The sequence below is a fragment of the Paraburkholderia sp. genome (genome assembly GCF_050742655.1).
Classification (GTDB): domain Bacteria; phylum Pseudomonadota; class Gammaproteobacteria; order Burkholderiales; family Burkholderiaceae; genus Paraburkholderia.
On the sequence record NZ_JBOIGG010000008.1, the window covers coordinates 52316 to 78298 of the forward strand.

General features: G+C 63.8%; 21 protein-coding genes and 1 pseudogene. 16 read left to right on the plus strand and 6 right to left on the minus strand.

From position 1 onward, the window contains the following. Positions 1 to 35: 35 nt before the first annotated feature. The 4 genes from ACREXZ_RS13280 to ACREXZ_RS13295 all read left to right on the plus strand — a co-directional run bounded on the left by ACREXZ_RS13280 (position 36) and on the right by ACREXZ_RS13295 (position 3388). Positions 36 to 1127, plus strand: coding sequence for an alpha/beta hydrolase (locus ACREXZ_RS13280; protein ID WP_431764545.1), 1092 nt, complete (start codon positions 36 to 38; stop codon positions 1125 to 1127). 158 nt (positions 1128 to 1285) lie between these two features. Then, positions 1286 to 2290, plus strand: a complete 1005-nt coding sequence (locus tag ACREXZ_RS13285) for an alpha/beta hydrolase (protein ID WP_431764741.1) — start codon at positions 1286 to 1288, stop codon at positions 2288 to 2290. A 124-nt stretch (positions 2291 to 2414) separates the two neighbouring features. Beyond that, positions 2415 to 2906 carry a carboxymuconolactone decarboxylase family protein gene (locus ACREXZ_RS13290; protein ID WP_431764546.1) on the plus strand — a complete coding sequence of 164 codons (492 nt, stop codon included), beginning with the start codon at positions 2415 to 2417 and terminating at the stop codon, positions 2904 to 2906. Next, a complete protein-coding gene (locus ACREXZ_RS13295; RefSeq protein WP_431764547.1) occupies positions 2903 to 3388 on the plus strand; it encodes a (R)-mandelonitrile lyase in 486 nt (161 codons plus the stop codon). The genes ACREXZ_RS13290 and ACREXZ_RS13295 overlap by 4 nt, the downstream gene beginning before the upstream one ends. Here ACREXZ_RS13295 and ACREXZ_RS13300 read toward each other — a convergent pair. Further along, on the minus strand, positions 3376 to 4269 hold the full coding sequence (locus tag ACREXZ_RS13300) for a LysR family transcriptional regulator (RefSeq protein ID WP_431764548.1): 894 nt from the start codon (positions 4267 to 4269) through the stop codon (positions 3376 to 3378). The two genes, ACREXZ_RS13295 and ACREXZ_RS13300, sit on opposite strands and share 13 nt — an antisense overlap. A gap of 89 nt (positions 4270 to 4358) precedes the next feature. On the opposite strand from ACREXZ_RS13300, the gene ACREXZ_RS13305 reads away from it, so the two are divergent. From ACREXZ_RS13305 to ACREXZ_RS13315, 3 genes are all read left to right on the plus strand, one after another. Beyond that, positions 4359 to 5348: an aldo/keto reductase gene (locus ACREXZ_RS13305; protein ID WP_431764742.1), complete on the plus strand. Its 990-nt coding sequence runs from the start codon at positions 4359 to 4361 to the stop codon at positions 5346 to 5348. A 16-nt stretch (positions 5349 to 5364) separates the two neighbouring features. Beyond that, positions 5365 to 5958: a flavodoxin gene (locus ACREXZ_RS13310; protein ID WP_431764549.1), complete on the plus strand. Its 594-nt coding sequence runs from the start codon at positions 5365 to 5367 to the stop codon at positions 5956 to 5958. 71 nt (positions 5959 to 6029) lie between these two features. Continuing rightward, on the plus strand, positions 6030 to 7022 hold the full coding sequence (locus ACREXZ_RS13315) for an aldo/keto reductase (RefSeq protein WP_431764550.1): 993 nt from the start codon (positions 6030 to 6032) through the stop codon (positions 7020 to 7022). 178 nt (positions 7023 to 7200) lie between these two features. Here ACREXZ_RS13315 and ACREXZ_RS13320 read toward each other — a convergent pair whose 3' ends face one another. Then, positions 7201 to 9096 (minus strand): ABC transporter ATP-binding protein, encoded by a 1896-nt coding sequence (locus tag ACREXZ_RS13320; protein WP_431764551.1) that lies wholly within the window; start codon positions 9094 to 9096, stop codon positions 7201 to 7203. Positions 9097 to 9652: 556 nt separating this feature from the next. Continuing rightward, a complete protein-coding gene (locus tag ACREXZ_RS13325; RefSeq protein ID WP_431764552.1) occupies positions 9653 to 10600 on the minus strand; it encodes a hypothetical protein in 948 nt (315 codons plus the stop codon). A gap of 290 nt (positions 10601 to 10890) precedes the next feature. Between ACREXZ_RS13325 and ACREXZ_RS13330 the strand changes: the two genes are divergently transcribed. Both ACREXZ_RS13330 and bamA read left to right on the plus strand, forming a co-directional pair. Then, the gene (locus tag ACREXZ_RS13330; RefSeq protein WP_431764553.1) at positions 10891 to 11289 is read left to right on the plus strand and encodes a hypothetical protein; all 399 of its coding nucleotides are present in this window, start codon (positions 10891 to 10893) and stop codon (positions 11287 to 11289) included. Between the two features lie 175 nt (positions 11290 to 11464). Further along, a pseudogene (bamA, locus tag ACREXZ_RS13335) lies at positions 11465 to 13708 on the plus strand (outer membrane protein assembly factor BamA); the annotation flags it as partial. A 23-nt stretch (positions 13709 to 13731) separates the two neighbouring features. On the opposite strand, the gene ACREXZ_RS13340 reads toward bamA, so the two are convergent. Then, complete coding sequence (locus tag ACREXZ_RS13340) at positions 13732 to 14442, minus strand: SH3 domain-containing protein (protein WP_431764554.1); 711 nt, start codon at positions 14440 to 14442, stop codon at positions 13732 to 13734. Positions 14443 to 14620: 178 nt separating this feature from the next. On the opposite strand from ACREXZ_RS13340, the gene ACREXZ_RS13345 reads away from it, so the two are divergent. Next, a complete protein-coding gene (locus ACREXZ_RS13345) occupies positions 14621 to 17071 on the plus strand; it encodes an alkaline phosphatase family protein (protein ID WP_431764555.1) in 2451 nt (816 codons plus the stop codon). A 36-nt stretch (positions 17072 to 17107) separates the two neighbouring features. Here the strand turns inward: ACREXZ_RS13345 and ACREXZ_RS13350 are convergent, their stop codons facing one another. Further along, complete coding sequence (locus ACREXZ_RS13350; RefSeq protein WP_431764556.1) at positions 17108 to 18532, minus strand: cytochrome P450; 1425 nt, start codon at positions 18530 to 18532, stop codon at positions 17108 to 17110. Between the two features lie 291 nt (positions 18533 to 18823). Between ACREXZ_RS13350 and phaP the strand changes: the two genes are divergently transcribed. After that, a complete protein-coding gene (gene phaP, locus ACREXZ_RS13355) occupies positions 18824 to 19246 on the plus strand; it encodes a TIGR01841 family phasin (RefSeq protein ID WP_431764557.1) in 423 nt (140 codons plus the stop codon). 61 nt (positions 19247 to 19307) lie between these two features. On the opposite strand, the gene ACREXZ_RS13360 is transcribed toward phaP, so the two are convergent. After that, positions 19308 to 20507 (minus strand): MFS transporter, encoded by a 1200-nt coding sequence (locus ACREXZ_RS13360; protein WP_431764558.1) that lies wholly within the window; start codon positions 20505 to 20507, stop codon positions 19308 to 19310. A gap of 162 nt (positions 20508 to 20669) precedes the next feature. On the opposite strand from ACREXZ_RS13360, the gene ACREXZ_RS13365 reads away from it, so the two are divergent. From ACREXZ_RS13365 to ACREXZ_RS13385, 5 genes are all read left to right on the plus strand, one after another. Continuing rightward, a complete protein-coding gene (locus ACREXZ_RS13365) occupies positions 20670 to 21095 on the plus strand; it encodes a MarR family winged helix-turn-helix transcriptional regulator (RefSeq protein WP_431764559.1) in 426 nt (141 codons plus the stop codon). 120 nt (positions 21096 to 21215) lie between these two features. Beyond that, the gene (locus ACREXZ_RS13370) at positions 21216 to 21632 is read left to right on the plus strand and encodes a MarR family winged helix-turn-helix transcriptional regulator (protein ID WP_431764560.1); all 417 of its coding nucleotides are present in this window, start codon (positions 21216 to 21218) and stop codon (positions 21630 to 21632) included. Between the two features lie 94 nt (positions 21633 to 21726). Continuing rightward, positions 21727 to 22830, plus strand: coding sequence for an HlyD family secretion protein (locus ACREXZ_RS13375; protein ID WP_431764561.1), 1104 nt, complete (start codon positions 21727 to 21729; stop codon positions 22828 to 22830). A 19-nt stretch (positions 22831 to 22849) separates the two neighbouring features. Beyond that, entirely contained in the window at positions 22850 to 24445 is a 1596-nt protein-coding gene (locus ACREXZ_RS13380; RefSeq protein WP_431764562.1) for a DHA2 family efflux MFS transporter permease subunit, read from the plus strand. Positions 24446 to 24527: 82 nt separating this feature from the next. Beyond that, positions 24528 to 25943, plus strand: coding sequence for an efflux transporter outer membrane subunit (locus tag ACREXZ_RS13385; RefSeq protein WP_431764743.1), 1416 nt, complete (start codon positions 24528 to 24530; stop codon positions 25941 to 25943). The last annotated feature ends 40 nt before the right edge of the window (positions 25944 to 25983 follow it).

Consider the following 25983-nt stretch of genomic DNA (forward strand, 5'->3'; position numbering starts at 1 on the left):
CATTGCTCCTTGTGCTTTCAGGCCAAGGGCAATTCATGAACCAGCGTGTCGTCGGTAGATTCAGGTCCGCAATCAAGGCGGGTATCGTTTGTTTCGCGCTATGCACGGGTGCTGTCGCGAGTGCGGCCGATCACAGCCCGCTGGTCATCAAGGAACAGGGGAGCTTCGCAGCGGGCGGCACGGTTACGACAGCACCGGGAACATTCGACCCACGCAAGCCGCTGGACCCGGCCGGCCAGAGCTACCACGGCGATCATGCCTACGCCTTCTATCAGATCCCCGTGAACGCCCGGAAGTATCCGATCGTCATGTGGCATGGTGCGGGGCAGTTCTCGAAGACGTGGGAAACCACAGCCGATGGCCGTGAAGGGTTCCAGACCATTTTCCTGCGCCGCAGGTTTGGTGTGTACCTGGTCGATCAACCGCGCCGCGGCGATGCGGGTCGCGGCATGGTCGGGACGACCATCAAGCCGACGCCTGACGAACAGCTCTGGTTCAATCAATTCCGCATCGGTCTATGGCCGAACTGTTTCCCGCATGGGCAGTTCTCGTGCGACCCGGAGTCGTTGAATCAGTTCTTTCGCGCCATGACGCCGAACACCGGTCCTTTCGACATGAATGTCGTCTCGGACGGTGTTGCGGCCGCCTTCGTGAAGATCGGCCCCGGCATCCTGTTCACGCATTCCCAGGGCGGCGGCCCCGGTTGGCTCACGGCGATCAAGAGCGCCAACGTCAAGGCGATCGTGGCCTTTGAGCCAGGTAGCAGTTTTATCTTCCCGGAAGGCGAAGTGCCGCGGGCGATACCGAGTGCGTTCGATACGGTCGAGGGTGCGGCCGTTCCTCCGACCCAGTTCATGGAGCTGACGAGGATTCCCATCCTCGTCGTCTACGGCGACAACATTCCCGATCATCCAGTAGAGCTGCCCGCCCAGGACAGTTGGCGTGCACGGCTACAGATGGCGCGGTTGTGGCGGGACACCGTCAATAAACATGGCGGCGATGTGACCTTGGTGCATCTGCCGGACATCGGCATCCGGGGCAACACACACTTCGCATTCTCTGATTTGAACAACGTCCAGATCGCAGACCTGGTTTCGAAGTTCCTTGAGGAGAAGCATCTGGATTAACACGCACCGCGCGATCTCTCGCGAAGTTCTGCGAATCCATCATTCGAAAAGACAGGAAAGGATTTCAAATGAGCGATGAAGTCGTCGACAAAAATCGGCGCGAGTTCCTTGGAGTGTCTGCGCTCGCTTTCTCATGTGCACTTATAGGCGTTCCAGCAATGACCACAACCGCTATTGCAGCCGACTACAGGAAGAATCCGTTCACGCTGGTGTATGCCGGCGCCATCACGAAGAACGAACCGGGCAAGGTCAATATCCACCCGGTCACCTACAGGCTCAATGGCCTGGATATTGTCGCCAACGTCTACACCCCGGCAAACTATGATCCGCAGAAGCAATACCCTGCGCTCGTCGTGGCGCATCCGAATGGCGGGGTGAAGGAGCAGGTCGCAGGCTTATATGCCCAGCACCTGGCCGAACAGGGCTACATCACCATCACTGCGGATGCCGCATATCAGGGTGGCAGCGGCGGCGAGCCCCGCAGCGTGGACAAACCCGCATACCGCATCGAGGACATCCACGGCATGGCGGACTTCATCGTCCGCTATCCGGGCGTCGATGCCGCCCGTCTGGGACTACTCGGCATTTGCGGCGGCGGTGGCTACTCGTTGTCCGCGGCGAAAACCGACAAGCGCTTCAAGTCGATTGCGACGCTCAGCATGTTCAACTCCGGACGGGTCCGTCGCAATGGCTTCGCGGATTCGCAGCTTGATACGATCCAGAAGCGCCTGCGGCAGGCATCCGATGCGCGCGCCCAGGAAATGGCTGGCGGAAAAATCCTGTATGCAGGCGATGCCGATATGACGGATGAGCAGATCGCTGCGTTGCCGTTCGAGATGTATCGGCAGGGTTACGAATACTACTGGAGGACGCACGCGCATCCCGGCTCGACCTTCAAGTACACCATGAGCAGCTTGCTGGATCTGATGCGTTGGGATGCCACCGACCATATCGAACTGATCGACCAGCCGCTGCTGATGATCGCGGGCAGCAAGGCCGACAGCCTGTACATGACTGAGGACGCATTTCCCAAGGCCACTGGCACGAAGGATAAGGAATTGTTCAAGATCGATGGCGCCACACACATCGAAACCTACTGGGTTCCCAGGTACGTGGATGCAGCGATGGGCAAGCTGACTCCGTTCTACGCGAGAACCTTGTGATCCCGCATGCCGTACACCGATTTCGAGATCGCAGATCAGGTCTCGACATTCCTCTCTGAAAAGCGTCTCGACTGATCTGTTTCGTTTCTCAATAAAAACGGTGTGCGAAGTACGGAGGAACATCATGAAACTGTTCACGTGGGCCCTGATGCTGTCAGGTGCAATTCTGGCTCAAAGCTTGATCACTCCAATTCATGCTCAAGAAAGGGCATCCCCGATGTCTGAAAAGTCCGCGCTAACCAGCAACCCGCAACCCACCCGGGCTCAGCAGTTGATGGGCGACATCGACCCCAAGCTGGCGGAGCTCACCGACAAGGTGCTTTTTGGGGACGTTTGGGAGCGTCAGCAGCTCTCGAAGCGCGACCGCAGTCTTGTTACTGTCGCCGCGCTCATCGCGCTCAATCGCCCCGATCAGCTTCGCTCGCATATGGCGCTGGCCCTGCAGAACGGTGTGACCCGAGAGGAACTGGTCGAGACGATCACGCAGCTCGCCTTTTATACGGGCTGGCCCAATGCCGTTTCGGCAGTGCCGGTGGCGAGAGAGGTGTTCCGGACGGCGGACACTGCGGCGGGCCAGTCCGATCAGGCGGCGCAAAAGCCTGAACAACAGAAATGAAATGCGCCATTCGCGTGACCACGCTCGCACTCCTGCTGGGTGTTCCTGCCGCGTGGGCTCAGGAGAATCGAGTGATCACGGTCATGCACGCAGGGTCTCAACCTTCCACTCAAGGTTCTGCCGATCATTTCACCGGCTCGGTACAGGTGGACTCGCGATTCCAGGGGGAGGCACCGGCGCGCATCGGTGGTGCGATCGTGACGTTCGAGCCGGGCGCCCGCACAGCCTGGCACACGCATCCATTGGGACAGACGTTGATTGTCACGGCCGGCATGGGACTGGTTCAGCAGTGGGGCGGTCCGATTCAGGTCATCAAACCTGGCGATGTCGTCTGGATTCCGCCGGAGGTCAAGCACTGGCATGGCGCCACTCGCACGACGGGCATGACGCACATTGCAATCGCTGAAGCACTTGACGGAAAGTCGGTCGACTGGATGGAGTTGGTGGCTGATGCTCAGTACCAGGCGAGTCAGCCAAGGTAATGCAACGTGTCACGTAATACCGTGAAGGCGGGTGAACTTTGGCGCCGGCTCGGATAGTAGAGATGGTATCCCGGGATCAGTGGGCACCAGTCTGAGAGCACGCGTATCAACAGGCCCTGCTTGACGTGAGTCTGCACCAGGTCCTCGGGCATGTACGCCAAACCCAGCCCCTTGAGGGCAGCGTCGAGCCGCATGGCGATATTGTTGAAGACGAGCTGGCCTTCGACACGCACTTTCAACTCCTGTCCTTTCTTTTCAAACTCCCAGGGGAAGATGCCGCCGTAGGTCGGCAGGCGGATGGTGATGCAGTTGTGCCGGATGAGATCGCGCGGGGACTTGGGCTGCCGATGCCGGGCGAAGTAGTCCGGAGAACCGACCACGGCCATCCGCACGTCCGGACCGATGCGCACCGCGATCATGTCTCTCGCGACCTGTTCGCCTAGCCTGACGCCGGCGTCGTAGCCCTCGGCCACGATGTCCGTCAGGCCGTAGTCCACGGTGACCTCGATGTGGATGTCCGGATGGTTTGGCAGGATTTTCGCAAGCGCGGGTTGCAGGACCGTAATCGCCGGATGTTCGCCGGCCGTGATGCGTAACGTACCCGCGGGTTTGTCCCGGAATTCACTGAGCAACGCTAGCTCAGTATTGATTTCCTCGAATCGGGGGGTGACCACTCGCAGCAGGCGCTCACCTGCCTCCGTAGCGGAGACGCTACGGGTTGTGCGCGCAAGGAGGCGGACGCCCAGCCGTTCTTCCAGATTTCGCATGGTTCGGCTTAGCGCGGGCTGCGACATGCCGAGCTTGGCCGCCGCACGGGTAAAGCTGCGCTCCCGTGCCACGACCGAAAAAATCGCGAGCTGGTCATAGCTCTCGGCAGGCATTTATCCGCTCCTGTTATTAACCCTTTCCGATTATGCCATCTAGTGTTGCCAATCGTTTGGGTCTAAATTTGCCCTTACTGGAGAACATGATGAAGACGCGCAAACTCGGCAACACTCAACTCGAAGTGTCGGCCATCGGCCTGGGCTGCATGGGCTTGAGTCACGGCTATGGGCCAGCCACGGAGACTCAGCAAGCCGTGTCGCTGATCCGCGCCGCGGTGGATCGCGGCGTGACCTTCTTTGATACCGCCGAAGTTTACGGCCCCTATCTCAATGAGAAAGTGGTCGGTGAGGCGCTTGCCCCGGTACGCGATCAAGTAGTCATCGCCACCAAGTTCGGCTTCACCTTCGGTATCGATAACAGGCAGCAGATCCTCAACAGCCGGCCGGATCACATCCGTTGGGCCGTCGAAGGATCGCTCACACGCCTGCGTACCGACGTGATCGATCTGCTGTACCAGCACCGTGTCGATCCCGAGGTGCCGATCGAGGATGTGGCCGGCACCGTCAAGGACTTGATCGCCGAAGGCAAGGTCAAGCACTTCGGCTTGTCGGAGGCAGGCGCGCAAACCATTCGTCGCGCCCATGCCGTGCAGCCGGTGACCGCGCTGCAGAGCGAATACTCGTTGTGGTGGCGTGAGCCTGAGCACGATATCTTGCCGACGCTGGAAGAACTCGGCATCGGCTTCGTGCCATTCAGCCCGCTCGGTAGAGGCTTCCTGACCGGCGCAATCGGTGCCGGCACCATCTTCGGCAGCGACGACTACCGCAGCCAGGTACCGCGCTTCTCGCCCGAGGCGCTCGAAGCTAACCAGGCCCTGGTGGATCTGCTCCACCAGATTGCGGGGAACAAGGGCGTGACGCCGGCGCAGATCGCGCTTGCCTGGCTGCTGGCGCAGAAGCCGTGGATCGTTCCGATCCCGGGCACGACCAGGCTGCATCGCCTGGAGGAGAACCTCGGCGCAGCGGCCGTCGTTCTGACCGATGACGACAAGCGCAAACTCGCGGAACTGCTGGAGCAGGTCAAGGTCGTGGGCGACCGCTATTCCGCTGCCCACCAGGCGCGCGTGGGGCGGTAGGTCACGAGAGGTCGCGATGTCATCGTCACCCGATGCTTTTCGCCGCATGCTCATGACAGCACTTGCGACACTTCCGCTGACTGGCCTTGCAGCAACGTCCGGTGCCGGTGGCGAGCTGCGACGAGTCGGAGCGCGGAAGCTTGTGGCCTACTTTTCCCGCTCCGGAAACACACGAGTGGTCGCTGGCCTGATCCATCGCACGCTCCACACCGACCTGTTCGAGATCCGACCTGCTACGCCTTACCCCGAGGACTATCTGGAGACGGTCGAGCAGGCGCGGCAGGAACGCGATAGTGGTCGCGAGCGGGCGCTAGAGGCCGAGGTCTCTAACATGCCGGACTACGACATGGTGTTCCTCGGCTTCCCCATCTGGGGGGAGACCACGCCGCCGATCATCCGCGCCTTCCTCTCCGCGCACGATCTGTCCGGCAGGACGCTGATTCCCTTTGTTACCCACGGCGGTTATGGACTGGGAAACAGTCAATCCGTACTCGCCAGCCACGCACCGAAAGCTCGGCTGCACCCGGGTTTTGTGATGGAGGCCGATCAGGAACGGCGAACGATGAATCAGGTTAACGACTGGCTGAGCGCAGTCAAGATCAACAGCTAGCTCCACCTGCATTGCGGCCACATTTTCCGGCCGGCACAAACTCATATCATCCCCATTTAGTGAGTAGAACCATGAAAATTCGCAAACTTGGAAACAACCTGGAAGTCTCCGCCCTTGGCTTGGGCTGCATGAGCATGAGCGCGACGTATGGGCCGCCTGCCGACAAGCAAGAGATGATCAAGCTGATTCGCGCTGCGCACGACCGCGGCGTCACGTTGTTTGATACGGCCGAAGCGTACGGCCCGTTCGTCAATGAAGAACTGGTCGGCGAAGCGCTTGCGCCAATTCGCGACAAGGTGGTCATCGCGACCAAGTTCGGCTTCGACATCGATCTGGAGACTGGAGCGCGACGTGGCGGCACCAACAGCCGCCCCGAGCACATCAAGGCAGTGGTCGAAGCCTGCCTGAAGCGCCTGAGCACCGACCGCATCGACCTCTTGTACCAGCACCGCGTCGATCCGGAAGTGCCGATCGAAGACGTGGCCGGTGCGGTCAAGGATCTGATCGCCGAGGGCAAGGTGAAGCACTTCGGCTTGTCGGAGGCAGGTATCCAGACGATTCGCCGCGCGCATGCCGTGCAGCCGGTGACGGCCGTCCAGAGCGAATACTCGTTGTTCTGGCGTGGCCCCGAAGCGGAATTGCTGCCGCTTCTTGAGGAACTCGGCATCGGTTTCGTGCCCTTCAGTCCGCTGGGCGCCGGATTCCTGACTGGCAAGATCGACGAGAACACGAAGTTCGATCCAACCGATTTCCGCAACAGCGTGCCTCGCTTCTCGCCCGAGGCGCGCAAGGCGAATTTCGCCCTGGTGAACGTGATCAAGGCGGTTGCGGAGCGCAAGCATGCGACGCCTGCACAGGTGGCATTGGCGTGGCTGCTCGCGCAGAAGCCGTGGATCGTGCCGATCCCGGGGACGACCAGACTGCACCGCCTCGACGAGAACCTTGGCGCTATCGAACTCGAACTGACGAAGGGCGATCTTGACCAGATCGCCGAAGAGTTGTCCGGGTTTGAGGTGACTGGCGAACGCTTGCCTGAAGCGGTACTGAAAATGACAAATCGGTGAAGCGCCGGGCACATGAGCGCTAGCACTGTCAGTTGTCGCCTTGCCGGACGGCATCGCGCCATCGCGGCTTTCGGCGCTTTCGGCACGATCAAGTCCGCCTGCATGGGAGGCCTGGCACAGGCCATCTTTTGACCGCCCGCTGAGATACGCGGGCGTCGATGCCGGCTTATTTGCCGGCTTACTTGCCGGCCAGCAGGCTCGGATCGTCCTCGTAGTCGGCGGCGTCGTCATCGTCCGTGCCGCCGCGCGATACGACATGCGGCGGCACGTATTCGGTGAGCCCCTTCGTCAGCTCCAGCGCCTGCCGTTCGAAGAGCCGCCGGTACAGGCCGCCCTCGATGCGGATCAGCCGGTCGTGGCTGCCTTCCTCGATGACCCTGCCGCGATCCATCACCAGCAGCCGGTCCAGCGCGCGCACCGTGGACAGCCGGTGCGCGACGACGAGCGTCGTGCGGCCGACCATCAGCCGTTCCATCGCCTGCTGGATCAGCACCTCGCTTTCGCTGTCGAGGCTCGACGTCGCTTCGTCGAGAATCAGCACCGGCGCATCCGCGAGGAACGCGCGCGCGATTGCGACCCGCTGCCGTTCGCCGCCCGACAGCTTCACGCCGCGCTCGCCGACCAGCGTGTCGTAGCCCTGCGGCAGCGCCATGATGAAGTCGTGCGCGCTCGCGAGCCGCGCGGCCCGCTCGATGTCCGCCTGCGTCGCACCCGGCCGTGCATAAGCGATGTTCTCCGCGAGCGAGCGGTGGAACAGCACGGGCTCCTGCTGCACGATCGCGAGCTGCGCGCGCAGCGACGCCTGCTGGACGTCGGCGATGTTCTGGCCGTCGATCGTGATGCGGCCGCCGTCGATGTCGTACAGCCGCTGGATCAGCTTGATGAACGTCGTCTTGCCCGAGCCGGAATGACCGACGAGCCCGATCCGCTCGCCCGGCGCAATGCGCACCGAGAAGTCGTCGTACAGCGGGTTCCGCTGCACGCCGTAGCGGAACGTGACGTGCTCGAAGCGGATCTCGCCGCGATCTATCACGATCGTCGGTGCGCCTGGCTTGTCGTCGATGCCGAGCGGCTCGCGCTCGAGCGCGACGAGTTCTTCCATGTCGTTGACCGAGCGCTGCAGGTTGCGCACGTGCATGCCGACTTCGCGCAGATAGCCTTGCAACACGAAGAACATCGTCAGCGCGAACGTGATGTCGCCGACGCTCGCCCTGTCTTCGGCCCACAGCGTCAGCGCCATGCCGAGTATCGCGGCCTGCATCAGCACCAGCATCGTGCCCTGTACGCCGCCGTTCAGCGTGCCGCGCACCCACGTGCGCCGCGTGCGCTTGTTCCACTTGCGGATCACACGGTCGAGCCGCGTTTCTTCGCGTGTTTCCGCGCCGAACGCCTTGACGACCCCGTTACAGCTGACCGCGTCGGCGAGCGCGCCGCCCATGCGCGTGTCCCATGCGTTACCGAGACGTGCGGCGGGCGCGACGAAACCGAGCGACAGCGCGACCGTGACCGACACGTACATGATCGAGCCGAGACCCACGACGAGCCCCATTACCGGCCAGTGAAGGCCGAGCAGCACGGTCGCGCCGACCAGCATCATGATCGACGGCAGCAGCGCGACGAGCAGCGTGTCGTTCAGCAGGTCGAGCGCCCACATGCCGCGCGTGATCTTGCGCACGGTCGAGCCGGCGAAGCTGTTCGCGTGCCAGTCGGTGGAGAAGCGCTGCACGCGATGAAACGCGTTCGCGGCGATCCGGCTCATCATGTTCAGCGTCAGCTGGATGATGTTCATGAACATGAACTGGCGCAGCAGCGTGGCGGTCACGCCGAGCGCGGCGAGCGTCCAGAACGCCGTGACCGCGGCCTTCCAGGCGAGCGCCTTGCCCGCTGCGCCTGAAGCAAGCGCATCGACGAGCCGCCCGGCGAACAGCGGCGTGAGCACGTCGGCGAGCGCGGCGAGCAGCGCGAATGCGGCGATCGCACCGATGCGCGCCGGCTGGCGGCGCCAGTGGAGGAAAGTGAAGCCGAGGACGTTCTTGAACGCCTGGCCGCCAAGATCGAGTTTTTTATTAGCCATTTGCCATAGCCCGCAACGTGGCGCGTTGCGCGACTATCCATCGAGAGTATTGGACGCCGACAGACGAAGCTGGCCGGCATGGGCCGGCGAAACGGAAAACGGACTGTCGGGAGACGACGCGGGCGGTATACGGTGATGCAGCGGTATAAGGCCTGCGCGACTGGGACCTATTGGAAAGGTCGAGACGCGTATGGGGGCGACATGTGTGCTGTGGTTTGCATCTGACGCCTCCCTGAACGTTGAAGTGAAGTGACTTGAAGTAACTGAGGCCGGAGCTGCTGCTTGAACGACCGGAAAAACAAAGTGGGACGAGCGCCCACGGAACGATTCTAGCAGGCACTTCGGGAGCGTGGCAACTTCAAGTATGCGATGAGCAGCCGATGTTGTGGCGCGGAGACAGCGGGCACAGGTTGCGTGCTGCTATGCGGCGTGAGGGACGGACGAGGGGGAGATTGCGACCGGGCCTGCGCGCCGCTTTGCTGCGCTGACGCGCACGCGCAGACCCGGTAATAAAGATCGAACGTACGGAAAACAGGAAGTAAAAAACGCCGTGCGGTTACCGCTTCATCGGACCGATGAACGCAAGCTGCGGCACGGTCCAGAACGCGTACTCGGTGCCGGTCGCGACGCCGCCGGGGCCGGTGATCATCCCGCGGCTCAGCACGCAGTCTTTGCCCGACCAGGTCAGCAGCCGGCGCAGCGAATCCACCGGGCGATTCATGACGAATCCCGCGACGTCGTTTTTGATCTTGTCGTACAGATGGATCACGCACAGCGGCTTCACCGTTTTCGTCGACAGCACGACGCCGCCCGGTCCCGCGTATTCGGTGGCGAGTGCGCTGCTGGTCGTCGTGTAGAACGCGGTGCCGAGTTCGGTATCGCTGGCCGTGACGCTCACGCCGTTCTTCCAGATCGCTTCCGCGCCCTGCGTCGTGGTGCCGTGATAGAGCGTCGTGTCTTTCGCGAGCGTTTTCTCGGTGACGACGAAGCCTTTTTTCAGCACGTTGTCGATCAGTTGCCTCGAATCGTGCGTCCACGCGGGCCACAGGTCGTTGCGCGCACTGAGGATGGTCTGATTCTGCAGCGACACGACATTGCCGACGGTCAGCGCGGGTACGTTGAACAGATACTTCCAGGCCGGCACGTTGATGTTCAACAGCCCGGGCGCGAGCGTGGTGCCGACGTTGAGCGTCGCGTCGTCGGCGGTGCAGTTCGTATAGAACGCGTCGGTGTCGTTGAACGTACCGTTGAAGCCGTTCGCCTCCTTGAAGCTTTGCGCGCCGATCTTCAGTTCGCAGCCACGGACTTTCTTGCCGCTGAGCTTGTGGCTTGTCGGCGTGTTGCCGTCGTTGATCTCGAGTGTCCAGCCATCCGCGGCGCGCACGGCGCCCGCGCACAGCATCAATGCGAGACCCGCACATGCGATCCATGCGCGCCCTGTTGCGCGAGGTAAGCGGGATCGTGCCGCGGGTCGGGTTGCCGTGCAGGCGTGTTCGTCGTGCATGTCGCTTCTCCTCGATGACTGGCAATGAACGCGCGGTGCGCGCGGGTCCATCGAAGCGTAGGGCGACGACGCGCGGGCCGAAATAGTCCGTAAGGCACGGGCGAAGCGATAGAACTCGAACGGTCCATACGGCTCATTGCGAACCGCGCAGGTAAGGACTCGTAATGCATGCCCGATGCGCGATCGAAATCCTCACCAGCATGAAAGAAAAAATCAGTAATCCGTAGGTAAACATCTGCGTGCGGATATTGCCTACATTCGCACGTCGGCATCGAAACGGGAGTGTCCTCATGTCACCGCCAGTCGCACTCGCCATCGATTCTCTCAACGGTTTCGAAATCACGGCGGACGGTCAGTACCTGATGCTGAAGAGCAACCAGCCGGATTGCATCGCGCTGCATTGCTCGGTGATGCATGAGCTGCTCGCGGCGCTCGCGAATGCGATCGGCTGGTCCGAGCGGATTCGTCATCGCCAGAACAGCCGCAAGTTCGCGATGCCCTGCGAGGCGTGGCAGGTAGCCGGCGACGTGCGCAGCGCACTGCACCTCGTGCTGTCGTTTCGTCTGCCGGGCGGGGCTGAGTTGTCGTTCCGCATGGATCGCACGCAGGCGGCGCACATGACTGAAGTACTCGCGGCGACCACCGGCCTCGCGAAGCCACGCAAACCAGCGGGCGTGCGAATGCAATAGCGATGCCAATGGCCGATATGCCCGATTTAGCGCGGCCCGTGCCGCGGTTCCCACGCGAACGTTCGCCGTTCGCGTGTTTGCGTCGTTACTTCTCTCTCTGGGCTGCATGACGTTTCAGACTCTCTCGGCGCGCTGCGCCAAAGCCCTCGCCCTGTTCGGCGCAGGCACGTTCGCATTGTCCGCGCATGCCGCGGACTCGTTCGTCGTGCGCGACATCCGTATCGAAGGATTGAGCCGCATCGAACCGGGCACGGTGTTTTCCTACCTGCCGATCAAGCAGGGCGACACCTTCACCGACGACAAGGCATCGGAAGCGATCCGCACGTTGTACGCGACGGGCTTCTTCAATGACGTGAAGATTTCGACCGAAGGCAACGTCGTGATCGTCCAGGTGCTCGAGCGTCCGGCCATCGGCACGATCGATTTCTCCGGCATTCACGAGTTCGACAAGGACAACCTCACGAAGGCGCTGAACGCGGTGGGTCTGTCGCAGGGGCGCTACTACGACAAGGAACTGGTCGACAAGGCGGAGCAGGAACTGAAACGTCAGTACCTGACGCGTGGTTACTACGCGGCCGAAGTCACGACCACCATCACGCCGATCGACCGCAACCGTGTCGCGATCCTGTTCGCGGTGATCGAGGGGCCGAGCGCGAAAATCCGCCAGGTTAACTTCATCGGCAACACGGTGTTCAGCACCGACACGCTGCGCGACGAAATGCAGTTGTCCACGCCGAACTGGTTCTCGTGGTACACGAAGAACGATCTGTATTCGAAGGACAAACTCACGGTCGACCTCGACAATGTCCGCTCGTATTATCTGAACCGCGGCTACCTCGAGTTCAATTTCGAGTCGACCCAGGTGTCGTTGTCGCCGGACAAGAAGGACATGTACCTGACGGTGACGGTGCATGAAGGCGAGCCGTACACGATCTCGAGCCTCAAGCTGGGTGGCAACCTGTTGAACCGCGAAGCCGAACTGAACACGCTCGTCAAGATCAAGGCGGGCGACCGGTTCTCGGCGGAAAAACTGAAGGCCGCGACGAAGGCGCTCGTCGACAAGCTCGGCGAATACGGTTACGCGTTCGCGACGGTGAACGCGGTGCCGGACATCGATCAGGTACATCACAAGGTCGCGCTGACATTGCAGATCGATCCAAGCAAGCGCGTGTACGTGCGGCGCGTCAACATCGAAGGCAACACGCGCACACGCGACGAAGTCGTGCGCCGCGAAATGCGTCAGTTCGAGGGAGCGTGGTTCGATTCGACGCGGCTCGCGCTGTCGAAAGACCGGATCAACCGGCTTGGCTATTTCACCGACGTCGACGTGACGACGGTGCCGGTTGAAGGCACGCCCGACGAGGTCGACGTCGACGTCAAGGTGACCGAGAAACCGACCGGTTCGATTTCGCTCGGTCTCGGCTACGGGTCGGGCGAAGGGCCGATCATCTCGGCGGGCGTATCGCAGGACAACGTGTTCGGCTCGGGCACGAGCCTGTCGGTCAACGTGAACACATCGACGACGGCCCGCACGCTGAGCGTTACGCAGGTCGATCCGTACTTCACGATCGACGGTATCAAGCGCATCACCGACGTCTACTGGCGCACGACCGAGCCGTTGTACTACTCGAGCGATTCGAGTTTCCGGATTGTCTCGGTTGGCGCCGACCTGAAGTTCGGGATTCCGTTCTCGGAAAACGACATGGTGTACTTCGGCACCGGCATCGAACAGGATCGCATCGACATCGACTCGGCGACGCCGCAAAGCTACAAAGATTACGTGAGCGAGTTCGGCCGTGTGTCGAACAACATCCCGCTCACCGTGGGCTGGTCGCGCGACGCGCGCGACAGCGCGCTCGTGCCGAGCCGCGGCTACTTCGCGCAGGCCAACGCGGAGTACGGCACGCCGCTCGGTACCACGCCGTACTACAAGGCCGACGTGCAATCGCAATACTATTATTCGTTCTCGCGCGGCTTCGTACTCGGGCTGAACTTCCAGGCCGGTTACGGCAATGGGCTCGATGGCAAGCCGTACCCGATCTTCAAGAACTACTACGCGGGCGGCATCGGTTCGGTGCGCGGTTACGAGTCGGGTTCGCTCGGGCCGCGCGACACGTCGACGGGCGATCCGATCGGCGGTTCGAAGATGGTCGTCGGTAACGTCGAACTGACGTTCCCGCTGCCGGGTACCGGCTACGACCGCACGCTGCGCGTGTTCTCGTTCGTCGACGGCGGCAACGTGTGGGGCAGCGAAGGCAGCAGCAGCACCGGCGCGAACGGCCTGCGCTACAGCTACGGCGTAGGCCTCGAATGGATCTCGCCGATCGGACCGCTGAAGCTCGACATCGGCTTTCCGATCGTGCGTCACGCGGGCGATCAATACCAGAAGTTCCAGTTCCAGATCGGCACGTCTTTCTAGCGCATGGGGTTCGGCGCTCGCCGCTAGTTGCGCGGAGGCGGGCCGCCGCGGCCTCCGCTTCCTCTACTTCCCCCGTTATTCCCGCCGCGATTTCCGCCGTTGTTGCCCCCGCCCGGCGGACGCGCATTGCCCTGGCCGCCTGGCCTGCCACCGCCTGGCTGTGCACCTGGGCCGCCGGGCCGTTGCCCGCCCGCCGAGGGACCGCCTGGCCGCCCCGGTCTGCCCGCGCCCTGGCCCGGCTGCGGCCGCGGTCCCGGTGGCCGCGCGTTGCCCTGGCCCGGCGGTCGCCCTCCGCCGTGTACAGGGGGTCGCCCCGGCCGCGGCGGCGGACGATTCATCCAGCGCGAGCGGTCGCGATACCACGGCCGGTTGCGGTAGTAGCTGCCCCAGTACGTGTTGAGCGAGAACACGACGATCGGCAGCCCGATCGTGGGCCCGTAGCTCATCAGCGGTACCGTTGCGCCCTGATACGGATAGTTGAGGCTGCCGCCGTAGACCCAGCCGCGCAGTCCCGGCACCGCCACGTCGCACCACGTGTAGCCGCTCACGCAGCCCATCACCGACACGCTCGCACCGCCGGGTAACTGTGCGACCACCGGGTAGTCCGGAGCGGGGCCGGCACGGACGTTCACCGGTACGTTCGTGTACGCCTGGCTTTGTGCGGACGCCGTGCCGGACCATGTTGCTGCGCCGAGTGCGGCCATGAGCGCGCCGCCGATCAACCATCTGTGCATGATGCCTCCGTTGACGATGCCGTTTTTTTGTAACAGTACACCGGTCGCATGATGCATGCCCGTTATGCGGGCATGAGGACCTGCGCGTTTTCCCCATGTAAAAATGCATGGCCGGTTCGTCTATAACGGGGGCGGACGTCGCATGCGATGCGACACAGCGAGAACAGAAGGAGCGCGCATGTTCCAGATTTCCGTCGTGAACCGGTCGAGTTCGATTGCGGAGCGCGAGATGCACCGCGTCGTGCGCGCGATCAACCGGCAGATTGCCGAAGACTTCGAACCCTACTGGGCGTTCGGCGGACGGCTGCGCGTCGATGGGCCGGCCGGGCCGTCCGCGTCGCTGAACCAGCTGGCGGAACTGCGCGGCGATGCGCTTCTCTATGTCGTCGATTCGGCCACATCGAGCGATGCGCTCGGATATCACACGCGCAATCTCGCGGGTATTCCATACGGGTTTGTCTATCTGGACCTGTGCCGGGCGCTCGGCGACGAATGGTCGACGACGCTGTCGCACGAAGCACTCGAGCTGATCGGCGATCCGCAGTGCAACCTGCTCGTCCAGGGACCGAATCCGGAGACGCCGTCGCGCACGGTCTATCACTACTTCGAGATGTGCGACGCGGTGCAGGGACAAAGCTACGAGATCGACGGCGTGTCGGTGTCGAACTTCGTACTGCCGCAGTACTTCGCTGTCGGAACGGACAGCAGCGCGCGCAACGACTTCTGCGGTACCACGTTGCCGTCGTTCGGCGTGAATCCCGGCGGCTATATCGGCTACTTCGATCCGGCGTCGGATTGCAGCAGGCAGTTCTTTGGCCTCGATCGCACCGCGCTGCGCCGCTTCGATCTGAAGGCGGCCACGCACAGCGGCCGCGTGTACCGGCGCAGTCACCCGGGCAACGGCAGTGTGCGCGACGCATCGTCGGGCCCACCGGGTCCGGGGCTGGCCGCGGCCGCACCGGGGGCCGTGCAGGGCGCGGCACAGGCTGCGCTGTCAAACACGCCGCAGCCGGTCGCCGATCCGGTTCGTCACGTCGTCGTGCTGATGCTCGAGAACCGCTCGTTCGATCACATGCTCGGCGCGTTGCGCGCGAGCTTCAACACCGACATCAACGGTGTCGATTCGGATCATCCGGGCACGAACGCCGATGCCGCGTTCAACCGCACCGTCGCGCAGCAACCCATCGCACAGCCGTTCGTGCGCACGAACTTCAACGTGCCGCACGAATTCGTCGACGTGCGCGAGCAGATCAGCGACCGGATGGGGCATTTCATCGACGCGTACCGCAACGCGAATCCCGGTTCGCCGGAGACGGACGGCGATCAGGTGATGGCGTATTTCAAGGACGGCGATCTGCCGGTGCTGCACACGCTCGCGAAAAATTTCCTGATCTGCGACGCGTGGTTTTCGTCGCTGCCAGGGCCGACTTGGCCGAACCGGCTGTTCGTGCACAGCGGCACGAGCCTTGGCGACGTACTGATGCCCAACGGCTTGACGCCCGGTGCGGTCGAGGCGTTCGTCGGCCGCTATACGCAGCCGACGCTTTACGACAGCCTCGACCGGGCGGGCGTTTCGTGGAAGATCTATCACGACAGCATTCCGCAATCGATCGTGCTGGACCAGCTCAAGCCGCGCTTCTTCGGCAGCGGCTATCAGTCGATGAGCGATTTTTACACCGCCTGCGACGGCGACGAAAAGGACTTCCCGTCGTATGCGTTCATCGAGCCGCGCTATTTCGCGGGCATCTTCGGCGTCGAGAACGACCAGCACTCGCCGGTAGGCGTGCCCGCCGGCGAACAACTGATCGCCGACGTGTACAACCGCATCCGCGCGAACGACGATCTATGGAAGTCCACGCTGCTCGTGGTCGCCTACGACGAGCACGGTGGCTTCTACGACCACGTGACGCCGCCGCCGACCATTGCACCCGACGACCATACCGATCCTGCGATGCCGTTCGGGTTCGACCAGCTGGGCGTGCGCGTGCCGGCGATCCTGGTGTCGCCGTGGGTGAAGCAGGGCGTCGACCACACCGTCTACGATCACACGAGCATCCTGCGCTACGCGTGCGAGAAGTGGGGGCTGCCGTATCTGTGCCGGCGCATCCAGCCGGCGCCGGGCGTCAATGCGATTGCGAGCTTTGCGCATGCGCTGTCGCTTGCGGAGCCGCGCGACGACACGCCGGTGAGTGTCGGGCAGGTCGCCGGGACACAGCAGGCGGCGCCTGCGATGGCCGCGATGATCGGGACCGCGCCGGGGGACACCTCGGCCGCACCTGCACATGCAGCCGATGCCGCCGATGCGCAGGAGAGTTTCCATGGCGCGCAGGCGGCGCTCGTCGCGTACGCGGAACTGCTGATGAAGAACGCCGCGGAGCCTGCAGAGGGCGCAGCTTACGGCTTCACGCCCGATGCGCGGGCGAGCAGTGTGAGCGGTATGAGCGGTATGAGCGATGGCGTGGGGAACGGAGCGAATGACATGAATGACGCGGCGGATTTGCCCAACCGCGCGCAAGCCGTCGAGCGCTGGATGATGCGCTCGCAGCAACTCGCGCAGCAGAGCGCACCCGCGCCGAAAGCGCCGACGCCGGCGCCGGGCAAACGCCCGCGCCGGACCGTGCGCGAATAGCTGCGCGTAATCCGGCAGTCGAGAGAGACCGAACCTTTACGTGCGCAGCGACACGCGCATCGGCATTGCGCTCGGCACCATCGTGAACGCGGTGATTTCCTCGATGCTCTCAGGCTCGACGGCGAGTTCGATCCTGAAGTTCGCGAGTAACATCGACAACACGAGCCGCATCTCGACACCGGCGAGGTGCCGCCCCGGACAGACACGCGGCCCCGCGCCGAACTGCAGATACGCGCGCGTATCGTGCGCGCCGGTCTGTGCATCGCGGGCACGCAGCCAGCGGTCGGGATCGAAGGTTTGCGGCTGCGCGAAATGGCGTTCGTCGAGCATCGACGGCCGGTTCACGAAAAACATCGTCGTGCCCGCAGGCACATGGACGTCGGTGAGCTGCACGTCCTGCAGCGGCTCGAACGAACTCACCGCTGCAACCGGCCGCAGCCGGCTCGCTTCCGTGCAGACCGCTTCGAGCAGTTCGAGATCCTTCACCTGTGCATAGTCCGGGCACACGTTCGCGCTGCCGAGCACCGCGCGCGACTGGTCGGCGAGACGCTGCTGCAGCGCAGAATCTGTCGCGACGTAGTAGAGCGCCCACGCGATCGAGTTCGCCGTCGTATCCTCGCCGGCGAGCAGCAGCGTCAGCACGTTCGCGGCGACCTGGTCGTCTGTGATGCCGGAATCGGGCGCGTCGCGCATCGCGAGCATCGCTTCGAGCAGATGACGCGGCTCGTCGGACGGTTCGTCGCGCATGCGCTCGCGCGCCCGCTGCATCATCCGCCGCACGTAGCGATGCACTTCGACGAGCGCGCGGTCCGCGCGCCGGTCGCGCGGCAGCTTCACGTAACGCCAGTACGCAAACGGCGCATTGATGCGCGCCGTGACGAGCGGCAGGATCAGCGCGAGATGCTCCTGGATCACACCGCTGTCCTTCTCGATCGTGCGCGGGTCTTCGCCGAACGCGAGCGCGCTCGTCACGTCGACGGTGTAGCGTTTCAGATCCTTTGTCATCTCCACGGTCTCGCCGTTCGCGGCGGCGCGGCGCCAGCGTTCGTGCAGCCGCCCGGTGATCCCGGCGATCGTCGGGTACACGGCCTTGATGTGCGGGATCGACAGCGCCTGCATCACGAGGCGGCGCTGCGGCTCCCATGCGGCACCTTCGGCGGAAAAGAGGCCGTTGCTGCCGATCTCCTGCAGCACGGATTCCAGCACGCGAAAGCGCCGGTAACGATGCGGACGTTCGCGCGACAGGGTCTGGCAGAGTTCGACATCCGTCCACACGACGATCGGTTTGCCGCCGATCTGGAAGCGATACGGCGCACCGAGCTCGTTCGCCCAGCGTTCGAGGATCAGATGCAGTTTCGACGGCGTCAGCTGATGCAGATTGCCGATCAGCGGCAAGCCCTTTGGGCAGGGCAGGTCGGCGATCTGCCGCACGGTGGCGGCGCTGCTCGTCGCGGTATCCATGGTCCGGCTTCTCCAGCGAAACGGGTTGCTTGAAGGTTGCTTAAGGGTTGCCGTGGCGATGCATAACACCGCTCAGCGAGATCAAAGCATAGGCAAACATCGGCCCAAAGGCACGGCTTGGGGCACTCTACTGTGGAATCCGGGCGGCGCTGACGCGGTGCTGCTCTGTCGCGGCGCGCAATATCGTTCGCTGGCGTAACGGGCTGCTAACGGGCATGATCGTGTGGCACGCCGTCAGTGGGCGGTGCACCCATTGCGCAGGGCCTGCGCACACGTCAGGGAGACTCGAGCATGGAACAACCGAACCCGGCCAATCCGTTTGGCGACTTCTTCAAGCTGCTCGAACAGTTCAAGCTGCCGGGCTTCGACGTGCCCGCCATCATGGACGCGCGTCGCAAGGACGTCGAGGCACTGGTGACCGCGAATCAGACTGCGTTGCAGGGCATGCAGGCGCTCGCGCAGAAGCAGGCCGACATGTTGCGCAGCACACTCGGTGAGCTGCAGTCGGTGGCCACGCAGGTGACGGCGTCGGGCGGTGCGCCGTCGGCGCAGACCGCCGAGCTGGTCCAGCAGACGCTGCACAAGGCGCTCGCCGACATGCAGCAGCTTGCGCAGGCGGCATACCGTTCGCAGGCGGAATCGTATGCCGTGATCGCAAAGCGCGTCGACGAGAACGTCGCGGAGTTGAAGGCGCTGTTGCAGCAGAAGAAGTAGCGGACGGTGTTGCGGGCGGCACGTTGCGTGGCGACGTGCCGTGCTGTGCGGTGCCGTGTGTTCAGGCGTCCATGGTGCGGCCGTTCGTGCTTCGTGTGTCCGCCATCGCATCCACCGGCGCGGCCGTGCGTGTCGACACCCATGCGAGCACCAGCGCGAGCGCAACGATCGCGCAACCGGCCCACGGTGTCGCGAGCAACGCGCCGCGTTCGACCAGCAGACCGCCGGCCCCCGCGCCGAGCGCCACGCCCAGATGCATCGCCGATACGTTGATGCCGACGTTCGCGTCGGCGGCGCCCGGTGCGCTGCGGATCAGATAGTTCTGCACGATCGGCGAGATCGACCAGCTGATACAGCCCCAGACCATCATCGCAGGGACGAACAGCGCAGGGCTACGACCCGTGAGTGGCAGTGCGGCCATCGCCAGCAGAAACACCGCCGGGCACGCGACGAGCGCGCGTGCCGTCCCCGCGCGGTCCGAGAACCAGCCACCGAGCCACGCGCCCGCCACACCCGCAATGCCGAACGCCGCATACAGCAGCGTCAGCGTGCCCGCGGCCGGCGCGAGCCGCGCCTGCAAATAAGGCGTGAGATACGCGAACAGCGTGAAGTGCCCGCCGATCATCGCGACCGATACAAGCTGCCCGCACAGCATCTTCGGATGCGCGAGTTGCGCGCGATACGCACGCAACGGCGGTGTGGATGAAGCGGCTGTCCGCGAGTCGGGCAAGCGCGACGCGAGATAAACCGCGAGCGGCAGCACCGGCAGCGCGATCGCAATGAAGACCACGCGCCAGCCCGCGAGATCGGCGATCGTCATCCCGGCGGGCACGCCGAGCACCAGTGACCCGCTGATCCCCATGAACACGATGCCGATCGCGCGGCCGCGCGCGTCGGCGGGGGCCAGGTCGGCGGCGAGACGGGTCGCGACGAGAATCGCGGTCGCGCAGCTGGCCGCCATCGCGATCCGCGCGGCAAACAGCGACGCATAGCCGGGACTGATCGCGGCGAGCAGGTTGCTCACCGCGAATACGCCGAGCGCCGCGAGCAGCAATCGCTTGCGGTTGCTTCGCGCGATGCGTAGCGACAGACCGAACGCGGTCGCCGCGAATACGCAGGAGAAAATCGTGGTGAGTTGCCCGGCGGAGGCGAGCGAGACGCGCAGATCGCCCGCAATGGCCGGCAGAATGCCGATGCAGATGTTTTCGTCGATGCCGGCGAGAAAAACCGTGGCCGCCAGCCAGTAGATGCGCGAGTCCATAAAGCCCTTCCGATATGTGGCGGCGCGCTGTGACGCGCACCGGTGGATCAGTTGGGTTTCGAGGCTCGGCTTCGGTTATCCCGGTCCCGGACCATACCGCAATGCGCCCGGACGTGCAATTCGGCTTGACAGCGTGCATACGCACATATAGACTGCACCATCATGAACAAACCTCTCTCTTACGACGAGTGCAACTGCTTCGCGCTGCGGCAGGCAGCGCGTTTCGTTACGCAGATTTACGAGCGCCATATGGGGCAGGTCGGCGTGACGGCGGCGCAGTTCACGATCCTCGCCAAGCTCGCGCGCAAGCCGCATCTCACGATGATGGACCTCGCGGATTCGATGGTGATGGACCGCACGACGCTCGTGCGCGCGCTCAAGCCGCTGCAGCGCGACGGACTGGTGGAGTCGAAGGCGTCGGACCACGACGGCCGCACGTATCAGTTCAGCCTGTCGAAAGCGGGCAAGGACACGTTCGAACAGGCCGTGATCGCATGGCGCGCGGCGCAGGACGAATTCGAAAGCAAGTTCGGCAAGACGCGCGCGAAGGCGTTGCGCGCCGAGCTGTTCGACGTCACGACAGGATGATCGGTAACCCGGATTTCGACCGCAACAGGTAGCACGCGGTCGATCCGGGTAATTTTTCAGGCGCGTGAGTGTATATGCACTACATGATGTGCTTATCAACGACCGGCGAGGTGCGAACCGATGGAATTCACTCCAGACGACGACTGCTTTGCAGTCCGGCAAGCGGCGCGTTACGCGTCGCAGATGTACGACCGGCATCTGGCGAATGTCGGCTTGACGATCACGCAGTTCTCGATCCTGCATCGGCTCAGCAGCGGCCGGTGGCTGACGATGCGCACGCTAGCCGACGAGATGGTGATGGAACGCACGACGCTGCTGCGCGCGCTTCGGCCGCTGCAGCGCGACGGTCTCGTCGGGAACGATGCAACCGCGACGGACCGCCGGTTCTTCTCGCTCGTGCTGACCGACGAAGGCCTCACGCGGCTGAAAGCGGCGAAAAGCTACTGGCAAGCCGCGCAAAACGAATTCGAGCAACGCTTCGGCGCGCAGCGTTCGGCTGTGCTGCGGCGCGAACTGCTGGACATGACCGGTAGCTAGTTTCAGGCATCGCCCGCATCCGCATCGATAAAGACCCGGCGCCCGACGCGCTTTTTTTTAACGCTAACGAGTGCATACGCACGTACAAAAGACCATGTCCACTTCTCCGTCGACCCTCGCACCGGACGCAGCCGGTTCCGCCCATCCGCCGCGCCGCATTCCATGGATGCTGCTCGCGATCGTCATCGTGGTCGTCGTGCTTGCAGCCGCGGTGTCGTACTGGTTGTTCGTCGGCCGCTTCATCGAGTCGACCGACGACGCGTATGTCGGCGGCGACGTCACGGTGATGGCGCCGAAAGTGAATGGCTTCGTGACGGACGTGCTCGTGAAGGACAACCAGTTCGTGCACGCGAACCAGGTGCTGATCCAGCTCGACGCGCGCGACTACGACGCGCGTCTCGCGCAGGCCGATGCGGAAGTGGCGAGCGCGCAGGCGTCGGTGACCGAACTGCAGGCGAGGAAATCGCTGCAGCTTGCGACGATCAACGAGCAGTCCGCGGAAGTGCGGGCGTCGGGCGCGGAGCTGACACGTAGCGCATCGGACCAGACGCGCTATCGCGAACTCGTGAAGGACGATGCGGTATCGAACCAGATCGTCGAGCGCGCCGATGCGGATCACACGAAGGCGCTGGCCGCGGTGGATCGCAGCAACGCAGCGCTGCTCGCCGCGCAGCGCCAGCTTGCGGTGCTCGATGCGCAGGTCGGCGATGCGCAGGCGCGGGTCGCGACCGCGCAGGCCGCACAGCGTGTCGCCGCACTGAACGTCGAATACACGACGATCCGCTCGCCGATCGACGGCTACGTTGGCAACCGCACGGCGCGTGTCGGGCTGCTTGCGAACGTAGGCGTCTCGCTGCTCACCGTGGTGCCGGCGAGCGGTCTGTGGATCGATGCGAATTTCAAGGAAGACCAGTTGAAGCAGATGCGCGCGGGCGATCCGGTCGATGTGTCGCTCGACGCATCGAACCGCGAACTGCACGGCACGGTGGAAAGCCTCGCACCGGCGACGGGCGCGACGTTCAGCATACTGCCCGCCGAAAACGCGACCGGCAACTTCACGAAGATCGTGCAGCGCGTGCCGGTGCGCGTGCGGCTCGACGTGCCGGGCGACATGCGGGGTGTGCTGCGCCCGGGCCTGTCGGCGACGGTCGACGTTCATATCCGCGGCGCGCGCGACGACGCGTCCGCACGCTCGTAACGCACGGCCCGCGCGCATCATGACCGCCGCTACCTTCAACCCTGCCGCCCGCGCTCCCGCCAATCCCGCCGACCTCCCGACGCGCACGAAAGTGTTCGCGTTCGTGCTGATGTGCGTCGGCTTCTTCATGGCGACGCTCGACATCCAGATCGTCGCGTCGTCGCTAAAGGACATCGGCGGCGGCTTGTCCGCGAGCCAGGACGAACTCTCGTGGGTGCAGACGTCTTACCTGATCGCGGAGATTCTCGTGATTCCGATGTCCGGCTGGCTCACACGCGTGTTCTCGACGCGCTGGGTCTTCGCCGCGTCCGCGCTCGGCTTTACGGTGACCAGCATGCTGTGCGGCCTCGCGTGGGACATCAACTCGATGATCCTGTTTCGCTGTCTGCAAGGCGCGCTCGGTGCCGCGATGATTCCGACCGTGTTCACCACCGCGTTCATGCTGTTTCCCGGCAAGCAGCGGCTGATCGCGTCGACGTCGATCGGAGCGCTCGCGTCGCTCGCACCGACCATCGGTCCGGTGATCGGCGGCTGGATCACATCGCAATGGTCGTGGCAGTGGCTGTTCTATCTGAACCTCGTGCCGGGCTTGCTCGTCACGGTGCTGGTGCCGCGTTTCGTGCACTTCGACGACATGGATCTGTCGCTGCTGAAAAAAGGCGACTACCTCGGCATCCTGCTGATGTCGGGCTTTCTCGGTTGCCTCGAATACGTGCTCGAGGAAGGGCCGCGCAAGAACTGGTTCGGCGATCACGCGATTCTTTTCTGCGCGTGGATCTCGGCGATCTGCGGTTTCCTGTTTCTCGTGCACGCGCTTACCGCGAAGGATCCGATCGTCGATCTGCGCGCGCTCGCGATCCGCAACTTCGGCATCGGTAGTCTGCTGTCATTCATTACCGGCATTGGTCTGTTTTGCGCGGTGTTTTTGACGCCGCTGTTCCTGTCGCGGGTGCGCGGTTTCGATTCGCTGCAGATCGGTGTCGCACTGCTGTCGGTGGGCTGTTTCCAGCTCGTCGCGCTGGCCGCGTACTCGCAGCTCGCGCGCTTCATCGACATGCGCTGGTTACTGATATTCGGGCTCGTGTGCTTTGGCCTGGGCTGCTATCTGTACGTGCCACTGACGAGCCAGTGGGGCTGGCAGGAACTGCTGATTCCGCAGGCGCTGCGCGGTATCGGTCAGCAGTTCGCAGTGCCGCCGATCGTCACGATGGCGCTCGGCTCGTTGCCGCCGTCGCGGCTCAAATCGGCGAGCGGGTTGTTCAACCTGATGCGCAATCTGGGCGGCGCGATCGGCATCGCGGTGACGAGCACGATGCTCAACGACCGGCTGAATCTGCACTATCTGCGGCTCGACGAGCACGTCACCGCGGGGCGGCCTGTCGTCGAATCGGTGCTGCAATCGCAGACCGCGCATTTTGCTGCGGTAGGTGGCGATGCGCTGAACGCAGCGAACGCCGGGCTCGGCACGCTGCACGCGCTGGTGCTGCGCGAAGCGCTGGTTCTCACTTTCTCCGACACGTTTTACGCGGTGGCGTTGTGTTTCGTCGTCGGCCTGCTAAGCGTGCTGTTCACGCGGCGGTTCGGCAACACTGCGCCGCCTCCCGAGGCTCATTAAGACAATTGCCGTGAGATCGATCCTGACAAATTCGGCAACAACACGCGCCGCTACGAACGGCCTGCTGGCCGTCGCCCTCACGATGCTTGCCGCGTGCGCGGTGCCGCCCGCTGACCACGCGGATCTGCCGCAGACCGTAAAGACCGTTGCGCCCGCAGCCTGGAGCGTCGATGGGCCGCAAGACCCGCACGATGCGCAGGACGCCGACGCGTGGTGGACGCAGTTCGGCGATCCGGTGATGCATGAGTTGATCCAGTCCGCGCTCGACGGCAACCTCGACGTGAAAGCCGCAGTGGAGCGCGTGAAGCAGGCGCAGTCGATCGAGACACAGCGCGGCGCCGCATTGCTGCCCGAACTCGATGCGAACGCGCAGGCCGCCGACGAGCGCCAGAATGCGCCGCCACCGCTCGGCTACGTCCGTCAAGCCGGTTTCGGCCTGGCCGCGAGCTGGACGCCCGATGTGTTCGGCGGCGAGCGTCTCGCGGTGCTCGCGGCACGCGCGCAGACGAGCGGTCGCGAATCCGCGCTGCGCGAACTGCGGCTCGCGCTCGCGGCGAACACAGCGAGCGCGTATGTCGATCTGCGCTGGGCGCAGGCCGATCTGCGCATCCTCGATGAAAACGAGCAGATTCGCGCGCGCGCATTGAAGCTCACGCAGCAGCGCTTGCGTTACGGCCTGTCGACGCAACTCGATGTCGCGCGGGCACGCAACCAGCTCGAAGATCTGCAGGCACGGATTCCGCGCGTGCAGTCGACGATCCAGCATCAGATGAGCCTGATCGCGGTGTATTCGGGCCGCACGCCCGAAAGCGTCGACGGCCTGCTCGTCAACGATGCAACCGCGCAGCCGGTGACGGTGCCCGTGCCGCCGGCCGGTGTGCCGCAGACGCTGCCGTCCGAAGCGCTGCTGCGCCGCCCCGACGTGCTGACCGCGTATGCGGGCGTCGAACAGCGCGCCGCCGAAGTCGGCGCGGCGAAGGCGCAGCGTTATCCGCAGTTCCGGCTGAGCCTGACCGATGGTCTGCTCGCATCGTCGTACCTCGGCTTGCCGACGCTGACCGACAACCTGTTCAGCGCCGCGTTGAGCGCGACGAGCCCGATCTTCAACGCGGGCCGCATCACCGCGAACATCGGCGAGAACGAGAGCCGCATGCGCGAATCGCAGCTGAATCTGCAGCAGACGATGCTGCAGGCGCTGAAGGAAATCGAGGACACGCGCAGCGATCTCGTCAGCGGTGAGACGCAGGTGCAGCGGCTCGGCGGCGCGCTGTCCGCGTCGAGCGATGCGCTGCGGCTGTCGAATGCGCTGTACAAGAACGGCGCGTCGAGCTTCCTCGACGTGCTTGATGCGCAGGAGGTGTATCTGCGTGATGCGCAGTCGCTGAACGAGGCGCAGCGCGAGCATGCGCTCGCGGCGGTCGCGATGTATCGGTCGCTTGGTGGCGGTTGGGAAGCGGAACAGGGCGCGGCAAGCACGGACGTTGCGTCGGTGCATTGAACGCACGTTGCACGATTTGAATCATCCAGAGGAGTATCGA

What these genes read in the sequence shown, in the direction of transcription:
- ACREXZ_RS13280 (WP_431764545.1), top strand. Translation starts at nt 36, where the DNA reads ATGAACCAGCGTGTCGTCGGTAGATTCAGGTCCGCAATCAAGGCGGGT.
- ACREXZ_RS13285 (WP_431764741.1), top strand. Translation starts at nt 1,286, where the DNA reads ATGACCACAACCGCTATTGCAGCCGACTACAGGAAGAATCCGTTCACG.
- ACREXZ_RS13290 (WP_431764546.1), top strand. Translation starts at nt 2,415, where the DNA reads ATGAAACTGTTCACGTGGGCCCTGATGCTGTCAGGTGCAATTCTGGCT.
- ACREXZ_RS13295 (WP_431764547.1), top strand. Translation starts at nt 2,903, where the DNA reads ATGAAATGCGCCATTCGCGTGACCACGCTCGCACTCCTGCTGGGTGTT.
- ACREXZ_RS13300 (WP_431764548.1), bottom strand. Translation starts at nt 4,269, where the DNA reads ATGCCTGCCGAGAGCTATGACCAGCTCGCGATTTTTTCGGTCGTGGCA.
- ACREXZ_RS13305 (WP_431764742.1), top strand. Translation starts at nt 4,359, where the DNA reads ATGAAGACGCGCAAACTCGGCAACACTCAACTCGAAGTGTCGGCCATC.
- ACREXZ_RS13310 (WP_431764549.1), top strand. Translation starts at nt 5,365, where the DNA reads ATGTCATCGTCACCCGATGCTTTTCGCCGCATGCTCATGACAGCACTT.
- ACREXZ_RS13315 (WP_431764550.1), top strand. Translation starts at nt 6,030, where the DNA reads ATGAAAATTCGCAAACTTGGAAACAACCTGGAAGTCTCCGCCCTTGGC.
- ACREXZ_RS13320 (WP_431764551.1), bottom strand. Translation starts at nt 9,096, where the DNA reads ATGGCTAATAAAAAACTCGATCTTGGCGGCCAGGCGTTCAAGAACGTC.
- ACREXZ_RS13325 (WP_431764552.1), bottom strand. Translation starts at nt 10,600, where the DNA reads ATGCACGACGAACACGCCTGCACGGCAACCCGACCCGCGGCACGATCC.
- ACREXZ_RS13330 (WP_431764553.1), top strand. Translation starts at nt 10,891, where the DNA reads ATGTCACCGCCAGTCGCACTCGCCATCGATTCTCTCAACGGTTTCGAA.
- ACREXZ_RS13340 (WP_431764554.1), bottom strand. Translation starts at nt 14,442, where the DNA reads ATGCACAGATGGTTGATCGGCGGCGCGCTCATGGCCGCACTCGGCGCA.
- ACREXZ_RS13345 (WP_431764555.1), top strand. Translation starts at nt 14,621, where the DNA reads ATGTTCCAGATTTCCGTCGTGAACCGGTCGAGTTCGATTGCGGAGCGC.
- ACREXZ_RS13350 (WP_431764556.1), bottom strand. Translation starts at nt 18,532, where the DNA reads ATGGATACCGCGACGAGCAGCGCCGCCACCGTGCGGCAGATCGCCGAC.
- phaP (WP_431764557.1), top strand. Translation starts at nt 18,824, where the DNA reads ATGGAACAACCGAACCCGGCCAATCCGTTTGGCGACTTCTTCAAGCTG.
- ACREXZ_RS13360 (WP_431764558.1), bottom strand. Translation starts at nt 20,507, where the DNA reads ATGGACTCGCGCATCTACTGGCTGGCGGCCACGGTTTTTCTCGCCGGC.
- ACREXZ_RS13365 (WP_431764559.1), top strand. Translation starts at nt 20,670, where the DNA reads ATGAACAAACCTCTCTCTTACGACGAGTGCAACTGCTTCGCGCTGCGG.
- ACREXZ_RS13370 (WP_431764560.1), top strand. Translation starts at nt 21,216, where the DNA reads ATGGAATTCACTCCAGACGACGACTGCTTTGCAGTCCGGCAAGCGGCG.
- ACREXZ_RS13375 (WP_431764561.1), top strand. Translation starts at nt 21,727, where the DNA reads ATGTCCACTTCTCCGTCGACCCTCGCACCGGACGCAGCCGGTTCCGCC.
- ACREXZ_RS13380 (WP_431764562.1), top strand. Translation starts at nt 22,850, where the DNA reads ATGACCGCCGCTACCTTCAACCCTGCCGCCCGCGCTCCCGCCAATCCC.
- ACREXZ_RS13385 (WP_431764743.1), top strand. Translation starts at nt 24,528, where the DNA reads ATGCTTGCCGCGTGCGCGGTGCCGCCCGCTGACCACGCGGATCTGCCG.